The following is a 17,726-nucleotide window of genomic DNA, read 5'->3' as shown; positions in this document are numbered from 1 at the left end:
CCACGTAGCGATCAGTACCGCACGAGACTATTTGCCGCCGTGATGCTTTGCCATCGCGGGTGCGGCGGCACGGTGTCGAGCGGAGGTCAGTGCGCCTTCGTTGCACGCGTCGATGGCGGCGGCTGTGGCTTCGGTGGCTGAAGGATAGTTCCAGGATTTCCCGGTCGCTCCGGTCGACGTCGAGATCGCGATCGAGGCGTACTTGGTGTCGGCGGCCGACGCCGATGCCTGCGGGATGGCGAGCGCGAGGCCTGTCGCCGCGGCGACGACGGCGGATCGAACGAGAATTCTGGTGGAACGCAATGCGAATTTCGGCATGTCGACAGCGCTCGGCACAGCGCTTTCCGAAAGATTGTGAAGCGCACATCATCTCGAATGGTCGAGGTACCGCCTACCGCCGGATGGGCGGAAAGCTTTTCGATCTAGTTCGCCGCCACGCCGCGCTGGTCGTTGCCTTATGGCTGTTCGTTATTCAGCCTTAGCTATGCCTGACACCTGCCCCACCTGCTCGTGGTCCTCGCCGATGCTCGTGTCCTCGCATCGCTCGGTTCGCTATTTGCGCTGCGTGTGCGGTAGATGGCTGGTTGCGCACGGTGGTGGGGTCGACCTGATCGCCGGGCGCGCAGGTGCGGCCGAATCGCAGGAGGCCGATCATCTCGAGCTGATCCCGTTTCCCGAGGGGTGAGCGCGAATTCGACGTGAGGCGACTGTCGATCGCGAAATCGGTGTACCGCGCGAAATCTTTCATCGCATGCGTGGTCATGGCCGGTGTACTCGCATGTGGACGTTGACGGAATTTCCGTTGCCCGTGGCGCTGCTGCCGTTGTCGTGCCGAAACCGGAAGCCCCCGCTGCCGAGCGGTTTTGACGGCTCGCGACGATCTCGGTGCTCGCGGGCCTGTTCCTGACTCACTCGTTCGGAGGGTGAATCCCCCGCCTTCCGGGAGATTCTCGCCACCCGCTCCGCCACCGTCTCGGCCATCTACGTGTACTTCAACCGGAATTTCTGAGCGGACCTGCGCGGCTCCGGTAGCACCTCGCCATCATGCGGGCGAGGTCGTTCTCGCCTGATCTACCAGCGGCGATCGGTGCACGCGGGGTATCGGCGTCGCATCAGGAGGCACTCGAATACAGAAAAAGAGAGCAGTGCTCTTGACTCTGCGCGCCCAAAGGTGGATGATTGATCCCAACAGAGAGCAGTGCTCACAAACGGAGGAACCATCATGGACGCCAGCACCCGCTACATCGGCCCCACCGGCCTGGATCCGATCATGAACCGCGTGTTCAACTGGCTCCCGCGGCTGGGCATCAGCATCGCCGGATCGCGGCTGCTCGCGGTGCGCGGCCGCAAGAGCGGGGAGTGGCGGACGACGATGGTGAACCTGCTGGTGGACGAGACCGGCGCGCGCTACCTGGTGGCGCCGCGCGGGCACACGCAGTGGGTGCGGAATCTGCGGGTCGCGGGCACGGGCGAACTGCGGCTCGGGCGCAAGGTGGAGGCGTTCACGGCCGCCGAGGTGGCCGATGCGGACAAGACGCCGGTGCTGCGGCTCTACCTGGAGAAGTGGGGCTGGGAGGTGGGCCGGTTCTTCGAGGGCGTCACCAAGAACGCGACCGACGACGAGCTCGCCGCCATCGCACCGGGTTTCCCGGTTTTCCGTATCGCGTGAATCAGCGGGTGGCGAGGAATTCGATGGCGGCCGCGTAGCCCTGAATTCCCATGCCCGCGATCACCGCGGTGGCGATGGGCGAGATGAAGGAGTGGTGCCGGAATTCCTCGCGGGCGTGCACATTGCTGATGTGCACCTCCACGATCGGCACCTCGGGAATCACCAGCGCGTCACGCAGCGCGACCGAGGTGTGGGTGAGCCCGCCTGGGTTGATGACGATCGCCGACTCCGCGCCGCGCGCCTGGTGGATCCGATCGATCAGCGCGCCTTCGTGATTGGACTGGAACGCGGCGATCTCCCTGTCGAATCTGGCGGCGGTGCGCTTGCACAGTTCGACCACGTCGTCGAGCGTGGCCGAACCGTACACCTCGGGCTGGCGGGTGCCGAGCATGTTCAGGTTCGGTCCGTTGAGGACCAGGATCGGAGCGGTGTCGGCCATGCGCCAACCCTAATGGGCGTGGCCGGGCGGCGAACCGCGCCCGGCCGAGCCGGACCGCCCGCTCACAAACCCTGCGGGCCCTCCGACCGCAGGTCGTCGACCTTGCGCATCGCCGTGCGCAGCTCCTCGAGCCACGCCTCGGCGTGCTTGCCCGCCAGTTTCACCGTCCAGGCCAGCGCATCCGAGCGGGAGCGGGCGACGCCGGCATCGACCAGGGTGTCGAGCACCTTGCGCTCCGGCTGGCGCAGCCGCGTCATCACCGGAACCGCGAGGTGGGTGAACATGATTCGTTCGCCTTCCACGGAGACGCCCCACGCCACGTTGCGGGCATAACGGTGCTGGGCCTCGCCCGCGATCTGCATCCGCGCGGGGCGGGTGGATTCGCGGAAGCGCGCGACGGCGCCCTCTTTCGTTGCGGCCGGGATCTTCTCGGTGGGCGCCTCGGCGTCTTCGGTGTCGGCGGGCTCGGGCTTGGGCAGCGGCAGCTCGCCGATCACCACGATCTCGTCGCGGTCCACCTCGATCACCGGTTTGCCGACGAACCAGTCGCTGGGCAATCGGCCGGCGAACCAGTCGGGCACGTCGGCGGGATCGGGTAGGTCGGCCTGTTGCCAGCCGCCCGGCCGTCCGAATCCTCGTCCGCGGTGTGCGTTTCTCATGGCGGGTCTCCTTCCGGAGTGAAGGCGGAAATACGCCCACTTACCGTGATGCTGTGTTGCAGTGATTACAAGATTACTCCGCAAGTCGGCGCCGTGATTCCGCTCTGTGTGAACAGGGTGGAAAGGGGGTACTCCAGACAGGTCGCGCTGTGCCGGGCGTGGCCGGCTCGGGACTCGAGGGTTCTCGCCCGCGTTCGCGTTTCGGCCGGTACGGTAGCGGCGCCGGTTATCGCCTTGTGACTGGCCACCGTTATCGTTCGAACCCTCGGACTCCGCGTCTCGAGGCAGAATTGACACTGCTGAGCATGGGTAACGGCCCGGTCACCGGGACGTCGCAAACCGGTTCATTTCAGGTACGGTGGTCTTGTTGCTGGAGTGACAAGAGTGAAGAGTGGGCGACATGGATGTGTGGGGATCGCGCCGCTTTCGCGTCCGGGGCGCAATAGCACTCGCGGGGGTGGCGGCTGTGGCAGTCACTATGGGCTCCTGCGGGTTTCGTGAGGAACCCAACGAGCCCGCGGCCGTCGTCGAGCGCTTCACCGAACTCCTCGACAACCAGGATTACAAGAAGGCATCGGAGCTCACCTCCTACCCGAACGCCGCTTCGGCAACGCTGAAGCAAATGTTCGAGGGCCTGCATCCCGGCAAGGTCGACTACCAGAAGACCCAATTCATCGGCCTGGACTCGCAGTCGGCGATCTTCAGCATGGACGTCGACTGGAGCTTCGGCCAGAACAAGAACTGGAGCTACAGCATCCAGGGCACGGTGCGCAAGCTCGCGATCGGCTGGCGAATCTCCTGGGAACCCTCGGTCGTGATGCCGCAGTTGCAAGGGAACCGCACCGTGAAGCTGGTGCGCACCACGCCTAAACCGCCGCCGCGGGTCCTCGACATGGTCGGCGCGCCGCTGATGCACGAGCAGGTCATCAACGTGATCAAGCTCGATCCGGCGCGGCTGCCGGACCCGATCGCCTCCACCGACGCGCTGGCCAAGGCCATCGAGCCGGTCGCGCCGCTGATCACCGGTCCGGCGCTGATGCAGCAGCTGGCGTCCTCGCAGGGCAAGCCGATCGTCGCCGTCAACCTGCGCGAGGGCGATTTCGCGATCCTCGAGCCGCGCATGGCGCCGATTCCCGGCGTGGTGATGGAGAAGCACCCGCGGCTGATCTCCTCCGACCGCCGGGTCTGGTCGCCGCAACTGGACGCGCTGCGCAAGGTCTGGGAAACCAGCCAGGACGAGCACTCCGGCTGGGGCGTGCAGATCTACGAGCCGGACGGACGATTCATCAGCCAGGTCGCCGGGTACCAAGGACCGCCGGGGCCGGACATCATTGCCACCATGGACCAGCGGTTGCAGCGCGCCGCCGAGGACGCGGTGGTGAGCGTCGGCACGCCGGCCTCCATCGTGGCGATCCAGCCGTCCAGCGGCGCGGTGGTCGCCGTCGCGCAGAACAGTCAGGCCAGCGCGCACGGTCCGGTCGCGTTCACCGGCCTGTACCCGGTGGGCGGCAATATCGAGCTGTTCCGCGCCGTCGCGGCGGCCGGTAACGGCAAGGCTGCGCAAGACGTTTCGGTGCAGGAAGCGGCGGAGGCCGCCGGCAGGCTCGGCATCGGCATCGATTTCCAGGTGGCTGGCCTGGACGAGGTGACCGGACGGCTCGCCATCGCCGGGCGCAGCGCCGAGCAGGTGCGCCAGGGCGGCGGGTCGGACGCGGTGCTGGCCAGCCCCTTCGGGATGGCGATCGCTGCGGCCTCGATCGCGCGCGGCGAGGTGCCCGCGCCGAAGATCGAGGTCGCCCACACGGGCGGCACCGACGCGCAGCTGACACCGCTGGGTGGCGAGCTGACCGAACGGCTGCGCACCATGCTGCGCGAGGCGACCGGGTCCCCGAACCTGACGCCGCTGCGCCCGTACCCGGTGATCGCCTACGCGGCGACCGCGGGCGAGGACGGCTGGCTGATCGCGAATATGGGCGATCTGGCGTTCGCGGTGCACATCAACAATGTGGACAGCGGGAACGCCACCTCGCGGATGGCCGCCCGGATGTTGCAGTCGCTGGTCGCGCCGGAGCCGTGATCGGCCGCTACCGGGCTCGAACGGTGGGGCAGCCGATCAGTTCAGCGCTCGGATCGCCGCGCGCCAACCCAGCAGGAACAGAGCCAGCACCGTGGCCGCGACCAGCACGAAGCTGAACGCGATTCCTTGCCCGCTGACCGCGCGCAGCAGCATGCCGCCGCAGAGAGTGCACAGCCACACCAGGACTCCGGTGGGCCACACCAGGGTTCCGTCGGAGCGCCCCGTGCGCCCCGCGACGGCGAGCGCCACGATCCATCCGATCGCCAGTCCGATGGCGAAGGGCCACGCGGTCTTCAGCAGACCCGCGATCACCGCCTCGTCGTGACTGCGCCGGCCGATGACGCAGAACAAGATCACCAAAACTGCGTCCACCGCAACCGGAACCAGTCTCTTCACGTGCGCAAGCGTAGTGCGGCATCGTTTCGATCTCGATCATGACACCGATCCGGTACTCGCCCTGTTCAGTCACCCGCCGGGGCGTACACCGGTCGGCGTTCACAACGTGCGGCGCGTCTCGAATTCCTTTTCGTAGGCGGCGTCGTCGGCTTGAGGTGTGCGGAAGAGGAAGGCGAAGACGATCCAGCCGACGATGGCGACCAGGATGAAGCTGACCATCCGGTAGACGAAGGCGGCGGCGACCGCCTGGGCGGCGGGCAGGCCCGCGGCCACGGTGAGGCTGTAGATCAAGGTCGCGTCGACGTAGACGATGCCGCCGGGGGCGAAGGGGATGGAACCGACGGCTTTGCCCGCGGTGAAGGCGATGAGCAGGCCTGCGAGTTTCGGGTCGGCGCCGACGGCGTAACAGGCCGCGCCGAGGCAGGCGACGTCGCCGAATCGGTGCACCACGGCCCAGCCCGCCACCCACACGCCGTCGCGCTTGCCGAGTTCCACCGACTCGAGCTGGGTCAGGATCTCGGCGACCTTGCTCATGCCGTGGTCGGCGGGGCGCTTGCGGATCCGGTTGACGCGCGCGAGCAGCCAGCGCAGCACCTTCTCCAACGAGCCGGGATTGCGCGAGATGTAGTTGCCTGCCCAGATCAGGGCGGCCACCGCGGCGAGCGAAAGAATGAGCTTCAGCGGGCCCACCCGGTTGCCGACAAGCAGCGCGCCAGTCATGGCGAGCAGCGCCAGCCCGGCGGTCGCGATCACACCGGAGATGACCAGCTGCCAGGACGCCACGATCGGACTCGCGCCCCAGCGCCGGGTCTGCCGGTAGGTGAACGCGGTGGAGAACACCTGCCCCGCGGGCAAGGTCACCGCCATCGCGGTCGCGCCGTACACGACTGCTACGGATTTGCGCTGACTCACGTCGACGCCGCCCGCGTGCAGCAGTTGTTTCTGCACCCGGCCGAATCCGCTCATGGAAAGCGCTTGAAACCAGATGCAGGCCGCGACCCAGCCCCAATGAATTTCAGTGAGCTTTTGCCATGATTCGTGCAGCCGCGGCCACAGATAGACGCCTTCGCCGATCAACAAAGCCAGCAGCGCGGCGCCCAGCAGCCATTTGACCCACCAGAATTTGCCCCGGCCTCGCTCGACGGTGGACGCTCGCGGAGCAGGCCTGCCCGCTGAATCCCCGTTGGCCGTCACGTCGTCAGCTTAACGAATCGGCTGTTTCGGCGTCGGCAACGGTGCGCGGGTCGACCCCTTCTTTCGGCCAAGCCAATCGCGTTTTCCGGCGACGACCGCGCAGCTGCACCTCTTCGCCCGCCACCCAGAACTCCTGCTCGCTTTCCTCCGCGAAATACAGCGCACTGCCGGAGGCGAGTACCCGGCCGGGTTGATCTTTGGCCAATTCGGTCAATCGGGAGGCCTCGTTGACCGGGTCGCCGATCACCGTGTATTCGAAACGATTGGCGGCACCGATATTTCCGGCGACCGCCAGACCCGCGGACACGCCGATGCCGATGTCGAGGCCGGGCACCTCGCGCAAGGCCTCGCGAAGCTCGCGGCCCGCCGCGAGCGCCGCGGTGGGCGCGTCCGGCCGGTCCAGCGGCGCGCCGAAGATGGCGAGTGCCGCGTCGCCGACGAATTTGTTGACGAACCCGTGGTGCCGGTCGATCACATCGACCACGATCCGGAAGAACTCGTTGAGCAGGCTCACCACCTCGGTCGGCGGTCGTTCGGCGGCGGTCGCGGTGGAGCCGACCATGTCCACGAACAGCACCGCGACGAACCTGGTCTCGCCGCCCAGCTCGGTGCCGTAGTCGAGGGCGCGCTGCGCGACTTCCTCGCCGACGTGCTGACCGAACAGCTCCTGAAGCTGACGGCGCTTGGCCGCCTCCTCCATCATCCGGTTGAACCCCACCTGAAGCAGGCCGATCTCGCTGCCGTCGAACACCTCGACCTGCACATCGCGGGCGCCCTCCTGCACCCGGTCGATGGCCTGGCTGAGCTGGCGCACCGGGTCGGAGATGCTGGAACCGGCGAGCATGGACAGCGCGAGCGCTTGGAGGATCACCACGCCGCAGAGCAGCAGGATCGAGATCGCCAGCGACTGGGCCGAGAACTTCACGTCCGAGGAGATCTGGGTGACGCACAGCAGCACGATGGCGATGGTGGGCGCGAAGGTGCCCATGCCCCAGGTCATCGCCATCCTGGTACCGACGCCCGGCGTCAGAGTGTGATCGAAGATGCCCTCGGTCAGCGCCTGCGCCGCGACCGGACGCAGGATGCGCTCACCGAGCATGTAGGTGAAGCCGAACACGATGGTGGCCGCCATGCACTCGGTGATGATCACCGCGCCTGCCAGCTCGGGCGTGTCAGAGATGATGAGTCCGGCGAGCACCGCACCGCCGATCAACCACAGCGCCAGATGCAGGATCGCTTGGCGCAGCGGTGCGTGCAGCGCGGCCATCTGTTCCTGACGGCTCGGCGGACCACCGCGCATCTGCCAGCGCATGACCGGGCGCAGCATCAGCGCCGAGGCGGCCAGGCTGAGCAGCCCGCCGGTGATGAAGACGAGGGCGGGGATGAGCAGACCGGTGCGTCGGGTACCGGCCGCCTCGCCTTCCGGAACGGGGAGTCCGTACTGGATGAACGCCCACACCAGCACCGCGCCGAAGGCATTGGCCAACAGCATCGATGTCAGGTAAAGCGGCCAGCGCGTACGCATGGTCTGTTTGACCGCTTCCAAGGGCGCTGACACGCCCCCTAATCTAGCGTTTAGATCATTCGTCCACGTCGGGCTGTCTCTCTTGCGCCTGGTCGGAGGTACGCACGAGGGGCGCTGCCGGACGCAGTCCGCCGACAGCCCCGCGCACGGCCGGAGCGAATGCGGGAGGTACGCACGACGGGCGCTGCCGGACGTAGTCCGTCCACAGCCCCGCGCACGGCCGGAGCGAATGCGGAGGTACGCCTATTACCCTGAGCGAGGTGACCGAGCTCGAGGAACGTCCGCGCCGGGACTCCGCCGCGGATGCGGTGCACCCGATCGTCCGGCAGACCGCGGAGTGGGCATGGCGCCTGCTGGTCATCTTCGCCGCCGTGCTCGCACTGGTGATGATCGTGCAGCGGCTGGCGGCCGTCGTCATTCCGATCGCCATCGCGCTGCTGGCGGCCGCGCTGCTCGCGCCGCTGGTGGACTGGATGCAGCGGCTCGGCGTGCCCAGATGGGTGGGGGTGTTCGTCGCGCTGGTCGGCTCGCTCGGGCTGGTCGCGGGCATCTTGACGTTCGTCATCGAGCAATTCGTGGCAGGCGTGCCGCAGCTGTCCGACGAATTCACCGACAGCATCCACAAGATCCAGGACTGGTTGATCAACGGTCCGCCGCACCTGAGCGACGATCAGATCCGCAACGCGGGCGACACCATCGTCAAGACCATCCAGTCCAATCAGGACAGTCTCACCTCCGGCGCGCTCACCACGGCCACGGCAATCGGACACATCCTCACCGGCACCTTCCTCACCCTGTTCATCCTGATCTTCTTCCTCTACGGCGGCGATCAGGTCTGGGAGTTCGCCACCCGGATCGTGCCGAAAGCACACCGGGAGCGGGTCCGGCTTGCCGGGCAGCTCGGCTTCGGCTCGCTGGTCGGCTTCGTGCGGGCCACCGTGGTGGTCGCGGCGGTGGACGCCATCGGCATCGGGGCGGGTCTGGCGATACTCGGGGTGCCGCTGGCGCTGCCACTGGCCTCGCTGGTGTTCATCAGCGCGTTCATCCCGATCATCGGCGCGTTCCTCGCTGGATCCATCGCGGTGTTCATCGCGCTGGTCACCAAGGGACTGGTGACGGCGCTGATCGTGCTCGGCATCATCATCGCGGTGATGCAGCTGGAAAGCCATGTGCTGCAACCACTGCTGCTCGGCCGGGCGGTGAGCATCCATCCGCTGGCGGTGGTGCTGGCGATCGCGGCGGGCGTGGTGCTCGGCGGAATCGCGGGCGGTCTGCTCGCGGTGCCCGCCGTGGCGGTGATGAACACCGCCATCCGATCGTTGCTCGCCGAGAGCCCGGAGGAGACGTTCGGCGAATTGCAGACCGCCGAGCACCGGCTGTACTCGGCGGAACCGGACCGGCCGGACCCGGGGAGGTTCGATGTCGAGGCGACGCTCGCCGAGGAAGTCGCGCTGCTGAGCAAGGCGCGCGGGAGCGACACCGGACGGCGGGACGCCGATGAGCCCGGCCGCGCCGACTGAGCTCAGCCCCGCGGACGCCGCGACCGCGCCGCTGTGGCGGGCGGTGCAGGCGTTCCGGCTGGTCACGCTGCTGTACGCGGTCGGCCAGCAGATCGCGTCCGTGCCCTACTACCAGAATCAACGCCTGAGCTGGGTGTTCATCGCGCTGATGGTGGTCTGGTCCGGGCTGTCGGCGCTGATGCTCTCGCAGTGGCAGGCGGACAACGTGGCCAGGGTGCGGCTCTGGGTGGTGATCGGCGATCACATCGTGGTGGTCGGGTTGATCGCCGCCACCCGGCTGGTCGCCGACTACGACTGGTACCACGGGCACCAGACCCTGCCGACCACCATGTGGGCGGCCAACGCGGTGATCTCGGCGGCGATCCTGCGCGGGCCGATCGCGGGCATCGCCTCCGGGCTGTCGATCGCCGCGGTGATCATCACGGTGCGCGAGCAGTGGGGACAGGACGTGTGGGCGGATGCGACCGCGCCGGTGCTCGTCTCGGTGGGCCTGGCGCTCGGGCTGGCCGCCAACACCGCCCGGCGGGCGCAGGAGCAGTTGCAGCGCGCGGTGCGCCTGACCGCCGCGGCCGAGGAGCGCGAGCGGCTCGCCCGCGAAGTGCACGACGGCGTCCTCCAGGTGCTCAGCTACATCAAGCGGCGCGGCAGCGAAATCGGCGGCCCCACCGAAGAATTGGCGATGCGCGCCGGTGAGCAGGAGGTGGCGCTGCGGGTCCTGATCTCCGAGCAGGGCGTGCGCGAGGACGCGGGCGGGGCCGAGGTGGATCTGCGTCCGTTGCTGACCGTGCACGCTACGCCGAGGGTGTTCGTCTCGACGCCGGGCGAGGCGGTGCGGGTGGGCCGGTGGGCGGCAGGTGAACTCGCCGCTGCCGTGGCCACGGCCTTGGTGAACGTCGAGCTGCACGCCGGGCCGGACGCGAAAGCCTATGTGCTGCTGGAGGACACGGGCGACGAGCTGATCGTCAGCGTGCGCGACGACGGCGTCGGCATCGCGCCGGGCCGGTTGGCCGAGGCGGAAGCCGAAGGGCGGATGGGAGTTTCGCGGTCGATCGTCGGGCGCATCGCCGCGCTCGGCGGGACCGCCGAACTGCTCACCGAGGGCAGCGCGGGCGAGGGCGCCGAGTGGGAGTTCCGTGTTCCGCGCGATACGCGCTGACCTGGCGCTTCTGGCACGATGAAGGCGACGGCGAAAGGAGCGGTGCGGTGACCGACGACGGTGCGGCCGGGACCATTTCGGTGATGGTGGTGGACGACCACCCGATGTGGCGCGACGGCGTCTCCCGCGACCTCGCCGAGGCCGGGTTCGAGGTCGTCGCGACCGCCGACGGCGTCGGTGCGGCCACCAGGCGCGCCGCGGCGGTGCGGCCCGCCGTGGTGCTGATGGACATGCAGTTGCCCGACGGGAACGGCGCCGTGGCGACCGCCGAGGTGTTGCGGGTGTCGCCGCAGAGCCGGGTGCTGGTGCTCTCGGCCTCGGCGGAGCGCGACGACGTGCTGGACGCGATCAAGGCAGGGGCCTCCGGTTATCTGGTCAAGAGCGCGTCGGCGGCCGAACTGATCGACGCGGTGCGCGCGACCGCCGCCGGTCAGCCGGTGTTCACGCCGGGTCTGGCCGGGCTGGTGCTCGGCGAGTACCGCCGGATGGCGACCGCACCCGCCGAGCCGGACGCACCGCACCGGCCCGCGCTCACCGAACGCGAGACCGAGGTGCTGCGGATGGTGGCGAAAGGGTTGTCCGCCAAGCAGATCGCGTCCCGGCTCGGGTTGAGTCACCGGACGGTGGAGAACCACGTGCAGGCGACGCTGCGTAAGTTGCAGCTGGCCAACCGGGTCGAGCTCACCAGGTACGCGATCGAACAGGGGCTCGAGTAGGCGGGACATCCGCCCAGCGGAGGACCCGCACGCGCGCCGGAATCCGGGATCGCCCTGATGCCGAGACCCGCCGATCCTCGGTAATCTCGAAGCCATGGGCGGCCCCGAATCGGTATCCAATGGCGTCGGCTCCGATGGTGGTGTCGGCGATCGGGATCTGCGTGTCTCCGACGCCGAACGCGAGCACGTCGGTCAGCTGCTGCAGCGAGCGGTCGGGCTCGGGATGCTCTCGCTCGGCGAGTTCACCGAGCGGATGGACACCGCCTTGGCCGCCAAGACCCGCGGCGAACTGAACGCCGTGCTCATCGACCTGCCCGGCGTCCGCCTGATCGGCGGTCCCGCCGCCCCGCCCACCACCTTCGTGAACTCGGCGCCCTCGTTCCGCAAGCCGCCGCGGCCGCCCGCCACGGCCGGAAACGTGATTCGCGGCCGCTTGACGAATCCGACCCGGCGCGGGCCGTGGCAGGTGGCGCCCTCGCTGCACCTGAACAACTGGTTCTCCGGCGTCACCCTCGATTTCACCGAGGCGGTCATGTCCACCCAGGTGGTCGAGTTGAACGTCGACGATTACTTCAGCTCGCTGACCTTGGTGGTGCCCGCCGAGGCCACCGTCGACCTCAATGGTCTCGACCTCGTCGGCGCCAGCGTCACCAACAAGGTCCGCACCGGCCCCCCACTCGGGCCCCTCCACCTGGTCGTCCACGGGCGCATCCGCTTCGGCTCGGTCACCGCCAAACACCCGTTCATCGCCCACTGGCGCAAACTACTCGGCCAATGATCCGCGCCGCACCCTGGCAACGGGCGAATTGCCCGGGGTGACTTGGTAGTTCGGACGTCAGGTGTTGACGCCGATGCGGCGGGCGAAGGCGCGCAGGGGGACTCGGCGGTCGTGGTCGAGGAGTTCGGAGACGATGTGGCGGGGCAGGGACTGGTACTTGATCCAGTCGACGCCGCCGACGCGTTCGGCGTTCAGCAACGCGTCCAAGGCGCGCTGGTGCTGGCCGGTGCGGGTCAAGGCGACCGCGGTGTCGGCGAGATGGCGGGCGCGTGAGGCTTGCGGGAGACCGCTGTTCTGCGGCATCTCCTTCGCCGCGGCCAGTGCCTCGGGGTAACGCTCGGAGGAGACGTTCACGTCCACCGTCTGCATCACGACTTGTGAAGGCCCGAAATAGGTTTCGTAGTCCTGCCGGTCGCCGCCGATGCGCAGCGCGACTTCACCAGCCGTCTCGATCAGCGACAGCGCCTCCGGTACGTTCTGGGCCCGGCCGGACGCGGTCGCGCCCTGCAGCACGAGGGAACCGTAGGCGGACAGGTGCGCGGCGGGCACTTCGCCCGCGGGCTCCAGGTCCGTCGCGGCGCGCAGCGCGACCCGGCGTGATTCGTCGTACCTGCCCTGCACCAGCAGCTGCCACGCCACCGAGCCGCGAATGGTCGCCAGCAGCAGCTGATCGTTGCCACGCTCGGCGGCGGCCAGCGCCTGGCGGATGGCGAGGAACGCCGGATCGGTGTGCCCGAGATGCACCAGTGTGCAACCGGTTACCCAGCACATGCGGGCGAGCAGTTCGTTGGCCGGGGCGACCGTGCCGTTGCGGGCGGCGTGCACTGTCGCGCGCAGCTGGGTGAGATTGGCGGGCAGGATCGTGGTGAGCAACTCGTAGCGGCCTGCCCAGTACGCGCCCCAGGCGTAGTCGACCGCGCGGCGGCCGTCGTCGAGGCTCACCGCCTCCTCCTCGGGCACCTCGCCGAGCAGATCGTCGACGGGCGTCAGGGCGCGCCGGATGGCGACGATGCCCGCGTCCGGGTTGCCGGACGGTATCCCGTGGCGCTTTCCGATCAGATCCGAGATGTCCACATCGAGCGCGCGCGCCAGTTTCTGCAGGCTCGCGATGGAGGCGGTCTGCCGTCCGCCCTGCTCGAGCTTGCGCACGAGATCCACGCTCACCCCGGCTTGGTCGGCAAGCTGGCGCTGCGTGAGCGCTTTGCCGCGGAAGCGCCGGATCCGCACCCCGATCGACGATTCGTCCATGTCACCCGAGTCCTTTGTTACATCCAGGTTTCAGGGTACGACGCTAAGGGATTAAGTTCACCCCTAGTGGGACATTGCGTACGACTCGTTGGCCGCTGGTTGGAATACCGTTGCCTTTCTGCAACTTTGAGAACGCAAAGGGCGGCGGCAATGACCACGATGCCGAACACCATGCGAGCCCGGCGCGCCGATCGCGCGACCGCATCGCAAGCACTTCTCGCTCGACCCGATCAGTTGCGCCCGCGAGGCCGTGACCTGCACGGCACACTACGCCGAACGCCGATCACCTGCCACAGCAACGTCATAGCTTGAGGGGAAGCATCATGTTCGAACGCTGTCACAGCCCGCACGACGCGGCGCACCTGCTCCGACATCGGTACGGCCTGCCGGTCCAACTGCTCGCCGGGCGTCCGGTGGTGACCACAGGCACCCTGCTCGGAGGCATCGTCATGCCTCCGGAACTCGGCAGGAAAGTGCTCGCCATGCTCGACCGCCAGCTGATCGCCCCGGTGGTCGCCGATCCCGGCGACCGCACCTGGACCTTCCTTGTGACACCGCCCAGCCCCGTCACCCCGGTCGACGTGCATGTCCGGCGCAGCCTGGCAGGCCATCAGGTCACCGTGATCCCGGGCGGCCGTCACGTGCTGCTGCCGAGCACCGACTCCCGCCTCGGCTGGCACTGGGCAAGCGAACCCGCCCCGGGCGTGCTGCGCATGCCGCCGCGTTCGGCGGTCATCAGCGCCATCCACCAGGTGACCAGCATGCGCGCCGCGCCTGCCTCCTGACCGCCCGGCGCGACCGGCCCCCACCCGCAGCCCGGCTGGGGGTCGGTCGAGGCGGAATCGGGTAGATATCGGCCCGTCGCCGGGGGTTTCTACTCATGTTCGGTAAGCATGAGGGGCCGAGCATGGGTCTATGACTACATCTATCGATCCGGCGCTGATCTCGCGCTTGTCCGGTGAGTTCACTGCGCTGGGGACGCAGATGGGTGCGCTCGGGCGGGATCTGGCGTTGCTTCGCGAACAAGTCGCGCCGGAACTCGCCGCGGAGCGCGAAACTTTGGCGCCTGCCGCGGGCGGTTCGAGTGCGGGTGCGCCGTACGGCGGGGCCGACTCGGGCGACAAGAATGCGGTTCCACCGCCACTACGCGGCCCTGCCTCGATGCCAGCCGGGCGGCGTGGCACATCCGCTATGGACTCGGCTAGCGCCGGTTCGATCGTGTCTGCCGGCGTGAGTTCTGGCGACCCTGGCAGGCCGAATGCCGAGCCCGGCTCGGGCTTCGCTGCCGGTGCGAGCACGACCTCGACCACTGGGGCGGGTGGATCGAGCACGTCTATCGGTAGCGCCGAGCGGCCGAGTTCGGCTGACGCCGACAGCGGTTCGTCTGCGGGCGCGGGGCTCGCTGCCGCGGCAACTGAGGAGGCCGGAGCTGGAGGCGCGGCGTTGGGCGGCGCGATCCCGGCTAGTGCTGGGGCCGGGTCGCTCGCAGATTCGTCTGCTGCCGAGGGTGGTTCGTTCGCGGGCGCAAAGTCTGGCATGGCCGGTGTCGAGGGGGCTGGTGCCGGAGGTGGCTTTGCGGGTGCAGGATCGACTCCGGCCGTGGCCGGGGAGTCTGATGCCGGAGGCGCAGCGGTAGGTGGCACGAGCTCGGCTGGTGCCGAGGGCGAGTGGCCTGCGGATTCGGCTGTGGCCGGTGGGCCTGGATCGGCGTCCGTTGTCGGTGGCGGTTCGAGTCCTGCCGCTGGGGTTCCGTCGGGTCCGCCTCTGCTGCCTGGGGCGCCCCAGCCTGCGTACGGGTCGGCGTATGCGGCTGCGGCGGCGCAGGATTGGGGAGCGGCGCCACGATCGGGTGCGATGCTGCCACCGGGGGCGGTGCCGCCACCGGGCGTGATGCCGCCGCCGGGTGCGGTGCCGCCGCCTATGCCGCAGGGATGGGCGACGCAGCCGGGGGCGTTGCCGCCGATGGGTACAGGGATGGTTCCGCCTTGGATGCGCCCGCCCGCCCCGCCGCGGCGGGAGCCGCAGGTTCCGTGGTGGCAGCGGGACGGGGTGATCAGCCGGGTGCTTGCGGTGGCCGGGGTGGCGGTCACGTTGATCGGCGTGGTGATGCTGTTGGTGCTCGCCGCTCAGGCGGGGTTCTTCGGGCCGGTGCCGAGAGTCGTTGCCGGAGCTGTGTTCTCGGCCGCGCTGGTCGGTGCGGGGATGCGGGTCTTCGGTAAGGTGGGTGGCCGGGTCGGCGGAATCGCATTGGCCGCCACCGGCATTGCGGGCGCCTATCTCGATGTGGTCGCGGTGACCGCCGTCTACCACTGGTTGCACCCGGTGGTCGGGCTGGCCGTGGCGCTGGCCGTCGCGGCGGGCGGCGTCGGACTCGCGATGCAGTGGAAGTCGCAGCCGCTGGCGGTGCTCGTCGTGCTCGGTGCGGCAATGCTCGCGCCGTTCGTCACCGCGGAGCTGGTGCTGCTCGGATTCCTGATCGTGCTGCAATTGGCGTGTGTTCCGGTGCAATTCGGACGGGATTGGCCGTTCCTGCACGTCGCGCGGACGGTGCCCGCGGTGCTGGCCACCCTGGTGGGCATCGCCATCGCGCTGATCGAGACGCTCGACCACTCGCGCGAGTTGTGGTTGCTGGTGGCCTCGATCGCCATCGCGGCGGTCGGTTTGATCGGCACTGTGCTGGTGGTCCGCAGGCGCGCCGGTGATGTCACCGCGACACTGTCCTTCGCGATCTCCACGACCCCGATGCTGGCGGTGGCGGCGCTGTTCGACCGGCGCATCGGCGCTCTCGTCGCGGCCGCCTACGCGGTGGTTCTGCTGTCCGTCGCGGCGACGGTCTTGATGCCGAAAGTGCGTGCGGTCGCGAAGATTCCGGGCCACACCGCTGTCGCCGCCGCTGTCGCGGGCGCCTTCGCCCTGCTCGAGGCATGCGTCGGCGTGACGAGCGCCCAGACACTCCCGATCGCGACGCTGCTGGTCGCACTGGGCTTCCTCGGCGTGGCAGGGCAGCTGCGTTCCGGCGTCGCCGCGGGACTCGGCATCGCCTTCGCGGTGATCGGTGGACTCGCCTTCTTCGCGAACGCGACCCCGGAAAGGCTTGCGTCGCAACACCTCGCCGAGCAGCACCTGACCATCTCCACCGCGCTGGCGGCGGTCACCGGCATGGCCGTTGTCGCGGCGGGGGTGTGGACCATCCGCAGGCTCGCCGGCACGCCGAAGGGCGGGGCCGAGGAATCGCTCCTCTGGATCGCCGCGAGCGGCGCGGCGCTCTACCTGGTGACCGCCGCGATCGTCGCGGTCGGCGCCACCACCGGCGCCGCGGACGGCTTCGTCATCGGCCACAGCATCGCCACCATCGTGTGGATGGCGGCCGCCACCGCGGCTCTGCTCTACGGCCTGCGCAACCTCTCCCGCTCCGCCGCCATTGCGAAGGTCGCCCTCGGCTCCGGCCTGCTGGTCACCACCGCCGCCCTGGCCAAGCTCTTCCTGTTCGACCTGGCCACCCTCGACGGCCTGATCCGCGTCGCCGCCTTCCTGGTGGTCGGAATCCTCCTGCTACTCACCGGAACCCGCTACGCCCGAGCCTTCGCCGAAGCGGGCGCCGTCGACCTCGAAGCCACCACCGACTGACCGCCGCCACGGCGACCTTCGCGGACCGGAGCCCGTCGGCAAGAGTCGGCGCACCACGTCGCCTCGGTGCGGCGGGCGCTGGTCCGGGTGTTCGACAAAGGAACTCTGCGAGCGTGCGGACGGCCGCCGCGGCCGGAGTGCGGATCATCGGCGAGCAGTTCGGGTCGGCGCGTCCGGAACACCCGGCCTCGCGAAATCCCGTGGGCGGGGCAACCCAACCCACAGACCATCCACACGCATCACAAACCCATCGACTGTGTGCAGCGTGTACACGCTCTGTGAGAACCGCTCGAGCCGCAACTCCCGGAAATGCCAACGCAACTGCGCAGACGCTTTATACGCCTCGCAGACCGCACAACGTATGCGAAGCGTGTGAACGCTCTGCGAGGACCGGAACCCGGAGGGAACTCAGTCCTCGTCGCGGCGGCGGAGGAGTTCGTTCACGCTCACCGAGCGGCCGTCTCCGCTGTGGTGCCTGCCTTCGTCCGAATCCGCGATACGGCGGCGGGAGGAGCGGAGTTCGGCCATCCAGTTCTCGATGCTGGTGCGGTTGTCGTTCGGTGTCTCCTGCGCACCCCGGTCCGCGTGGTGGGCGGGCTCCGCCCGGTGCTGGGGGGAACCCGGTGTGGCGGACGAGGTTTGGTGGTCGGTCGGCGCCGGGGTGTGGTGGCCCGCGGCGACGGCCGGGTCGTAGGCGCTCGCCCCGTGCGTGGCCGAGTCCG

16 protein-coding genes are annotated in these 17,726 nt (G+C 68.9%); 8 read left to right on the top strand and 8 right to left on the bottom strand.

The annotated features are described in order from the left end of the window. Window positions 1–27: 27 nt before the first annotated feature. The gene (locus NL1_RS31280) at window positions 28–318 is read right to left on the bottom strand and encodes a DUF4189 domain-containing protein (protein ID WP_067847076.1); all 291 of its coding nucleotides are present in this window, start codon (window positions 316–318) and stop codon (window positions 28–30) included. Between the two features lie 904 nt (window positions 319–1,222). Between NL1_RS31280 and NL1_RS31270 the strand changes: the two genes are divergently transcribed. Next, window positions 1,223–1,669 (top strand): nitroreductase family deazaflavin-dependent oxidoreductase, encoded by a 447-nt coding sequence (locus NL1_RS31270; protein ID WP_067847070.1) that lies wholly within the window; start codon window positions 1,223–1,225, stop codon window positions 1,667–1,669. Window position 1,670: 1 nt separating this feature from the next. Here NL1_RS31270 and aroQ read toward each other — a convergent pair whose 3' ends face one another. Both aroQ and abmR read right to left on the bottom strand, forming a co-directional pair. Then, window positions 1,671–2,108 (bottom strand): type II 3-dehydroquinate dehydratase, encoded by a 438-nt coding sequence (gene aroQ, locus NL1_RS31265; protein ID WP_067847061.1) that lies wholly within the window; start codon window positions 2,106–2,108, stop codon window positions 1,671–1,673. A gap of 62 nt (window positions 2,109–2,170) precedes the next feature. After that, window positions 2,171–2,767 (bottom strand): ATP-binding transcription factor AbmR, encoded by a 597-nt coding sequence (gene abmR / locus NL1_RS31260; protein WP_067847059.1) that lies wholly within the window; start codon window positions 2,765–2,767, stop codon window positions 2,171–2,173. Window positions 2,768–3,233: 466 nt separating this feature from the next. Here abmR and NL1_RS31255 point away from each other — a divergent pair, with 466 nt between their 5' ends. Continuing rightward, on the top strand, window positions 3,234–4,844 hold the full coding sequence (locus NL1_RS31255) for an NTF2-like N-terminal transpeptidase domain-containing protein (protein WP_245673671.1): 1,611 nt from the start codon (window positions 3,234–3,236) through the stop codon (window positions 4,842–4,844). Between the two features lie 36 nt (window positions 4,845–4,880). Here NL1_RS31255 and NL1_RS31250 read toward each other — a convergent pair whose 3' ends face one another. The 3 genes from NL1_RS31250 to NL1_RS31240 all read right to left on the bottom strand — a co-directional run bounded on the left by NL1_RS31250 (window position 4,881) and on the right by NL1_RS31240 (window position 7,959). Next, on the bottom strand, window positions 4,881–5,240 hold the full coding sequence (locus tag NL1_RS31250) for a DUF3054 domain-containing protein (protein ID WP_067847054.1): 360 nt from the start codon (window positions 5,238–5,240) through the stop codon (window positions 4,881–4,883). Window positions 5,241–5,339: 99 nt separating this feature from the next. Beyond that, window positions 5,340–6,434, bottom strand: a complete 1,095-nt coding sequence (locus tag NL1_RS31245; protein ID WP_067847051.1) for a lysylphosphatidylglycerol synthase transmembrane domain-containing protein — start codon at window positions 6,432–6,434, stop codon at window positions 5,340–5,342. 4 nt (window positions 6,435–6,438) lie between these two features. After that, on the bottom strand, window positions 6,439–7,959 hold the full coding sequence (locus NL1_RS31240; protein WP_174553495.1) for an adenylate/guanylate cyclase domain-containing protein: 1,521 nt from the start codon (window positions 7,957–7,959) through the stop codon (window positions 6,439–6,441). A 260-nt stretch (window positions 7,960–8,219) separates the two neighbouring features. Between NL1_RS31240 and NL1_RS31235 the strand changes: the two genes are divergently transcribed. From NL1_RS31235 to NL1_RS31220, 4 genes are all read left to right on the top strand, one after another. Further along, on the top strand, window positions 8,220–9,479 hold the full coding sequence (locus NL1_RS31235) for an AI-2E family transporter (RefSeq protein ID WP_084511185.1): 1,260 nt from the start codon (window positions 8,220–8,222) through the stop codon (window positions 9,477–9,479). After that, window positions 9,457–10,635 (top strand): MacS family sensor histidine kinase, encoded by a 1,179-nt coding sequence (macS, locus tag NL1_RS31230; protein ID WP_067847047.1) that lies wholly within the window; start codon window positions 9,457–9,459, stop codon window positions 10,633–10,635. Before NL1_RS31235 ends, macS begins: the two co-directional genes overlap by 23 nt. 83 nt (window positions 10,636–10,718) lie before the next feature. Then, complete coding sequence (locus NL1_RS31225; protein ID WP_067847103.1) at window positions 10,719–11,351, top strand: response regulator; 633 nt, start codon at window positions 10,719–10,721, stop codon at window positions 11,349–11,351. A gap of 94 nt (window positions 11,352–11,445) precedes the next feature. Next, window positions 11,446–12,129, top strand: a complete 684-nt coding sequence (locus tag NL1_RS31220; RefSeq protein ID WP_067847043.1) for a DUF1707 SHOCT-like domain-containing protein — start codon at window positions 11,446–11,448, stop codon at window positions 12,127–12,129. Between the two features lie 57 nt (window positions 12,130–12,186). Here NL1_RS31220 and NL1_RS31215 read toward each other — a convergent pair whose 3' ends face one another. After that, the gene (locus tag NL1_RS31215; RefSeq protein ID WP_067847040.1) at window positions 12,187–13,377 is read right to left on the bottom strand and encodes a helix-turn-helix domain-containing protein; all 1,191 of its coding nucleotides are present in this window, start codon (window positions 13,375–13,377) and stop codon (window positions 12,187–12,189) included. 323 nt (window positions 13,378–13,700) lie between these two features. On the opposite strand from NL1_RS31215, the gene NL1_RS31210 reads away from it, so the two are divergent. Both NL1_RS31210 and NL1_RS31205 read left to right on the top strand, forming a co-directional pair. Further along, on the top strand, window positions 13,701–14,162 hold the full coding sequence (locus NL1_RS31210; protein WP_067847038.1) for a hypothetical protein: 462 nt from the start codon (window positions 13,701–13,703) through the stop codon (window positions 14,160–14,162). Between the two features lie 1,069 nt (window positions 14,163–15,231). Continuing rightward, the gene (locus NL1_RS31205) at window positions 15,232–17,004 is read left to right on the top strand and encodes a DUF2339 domain-containing protein (protein ID WP_245673670.1); all 1,773 of its coding nucleotides are present in this window, start codon (window positions 15,232–15,234) and stop codon (window positions 17,002–17,004) included. A gap of 408 nt (window positions 17,005–17,412) precedes the next feature. Here NL1_RS31205 and NL1_RS38320 read toward each other — a convergent pair. Further along, the coding region (locus tag NL1_RS38320; protein WP_162272788.1) for a hypothetical protein at window positions 17,413–17,726 on the bottom strand (314 nt) is incomplete at its 5' end.

It is taken from the genome of Nocardia lijiangensis NBRC 108240 (assembly GCF_001613045.1).
Taxonomy (GTDB): domain Bacteria; phylum Actinomycetota; class Actinomycetes; order Mycobacteriales; family Mycobacteriaceae; genus Nocardia; species Nocardia lijiangensis.
The sequence above is the reverse complement of the archived record's forward strand: the minus strand, read 5'-3'. Positions and strand labels throughout refer to the sequence as shown.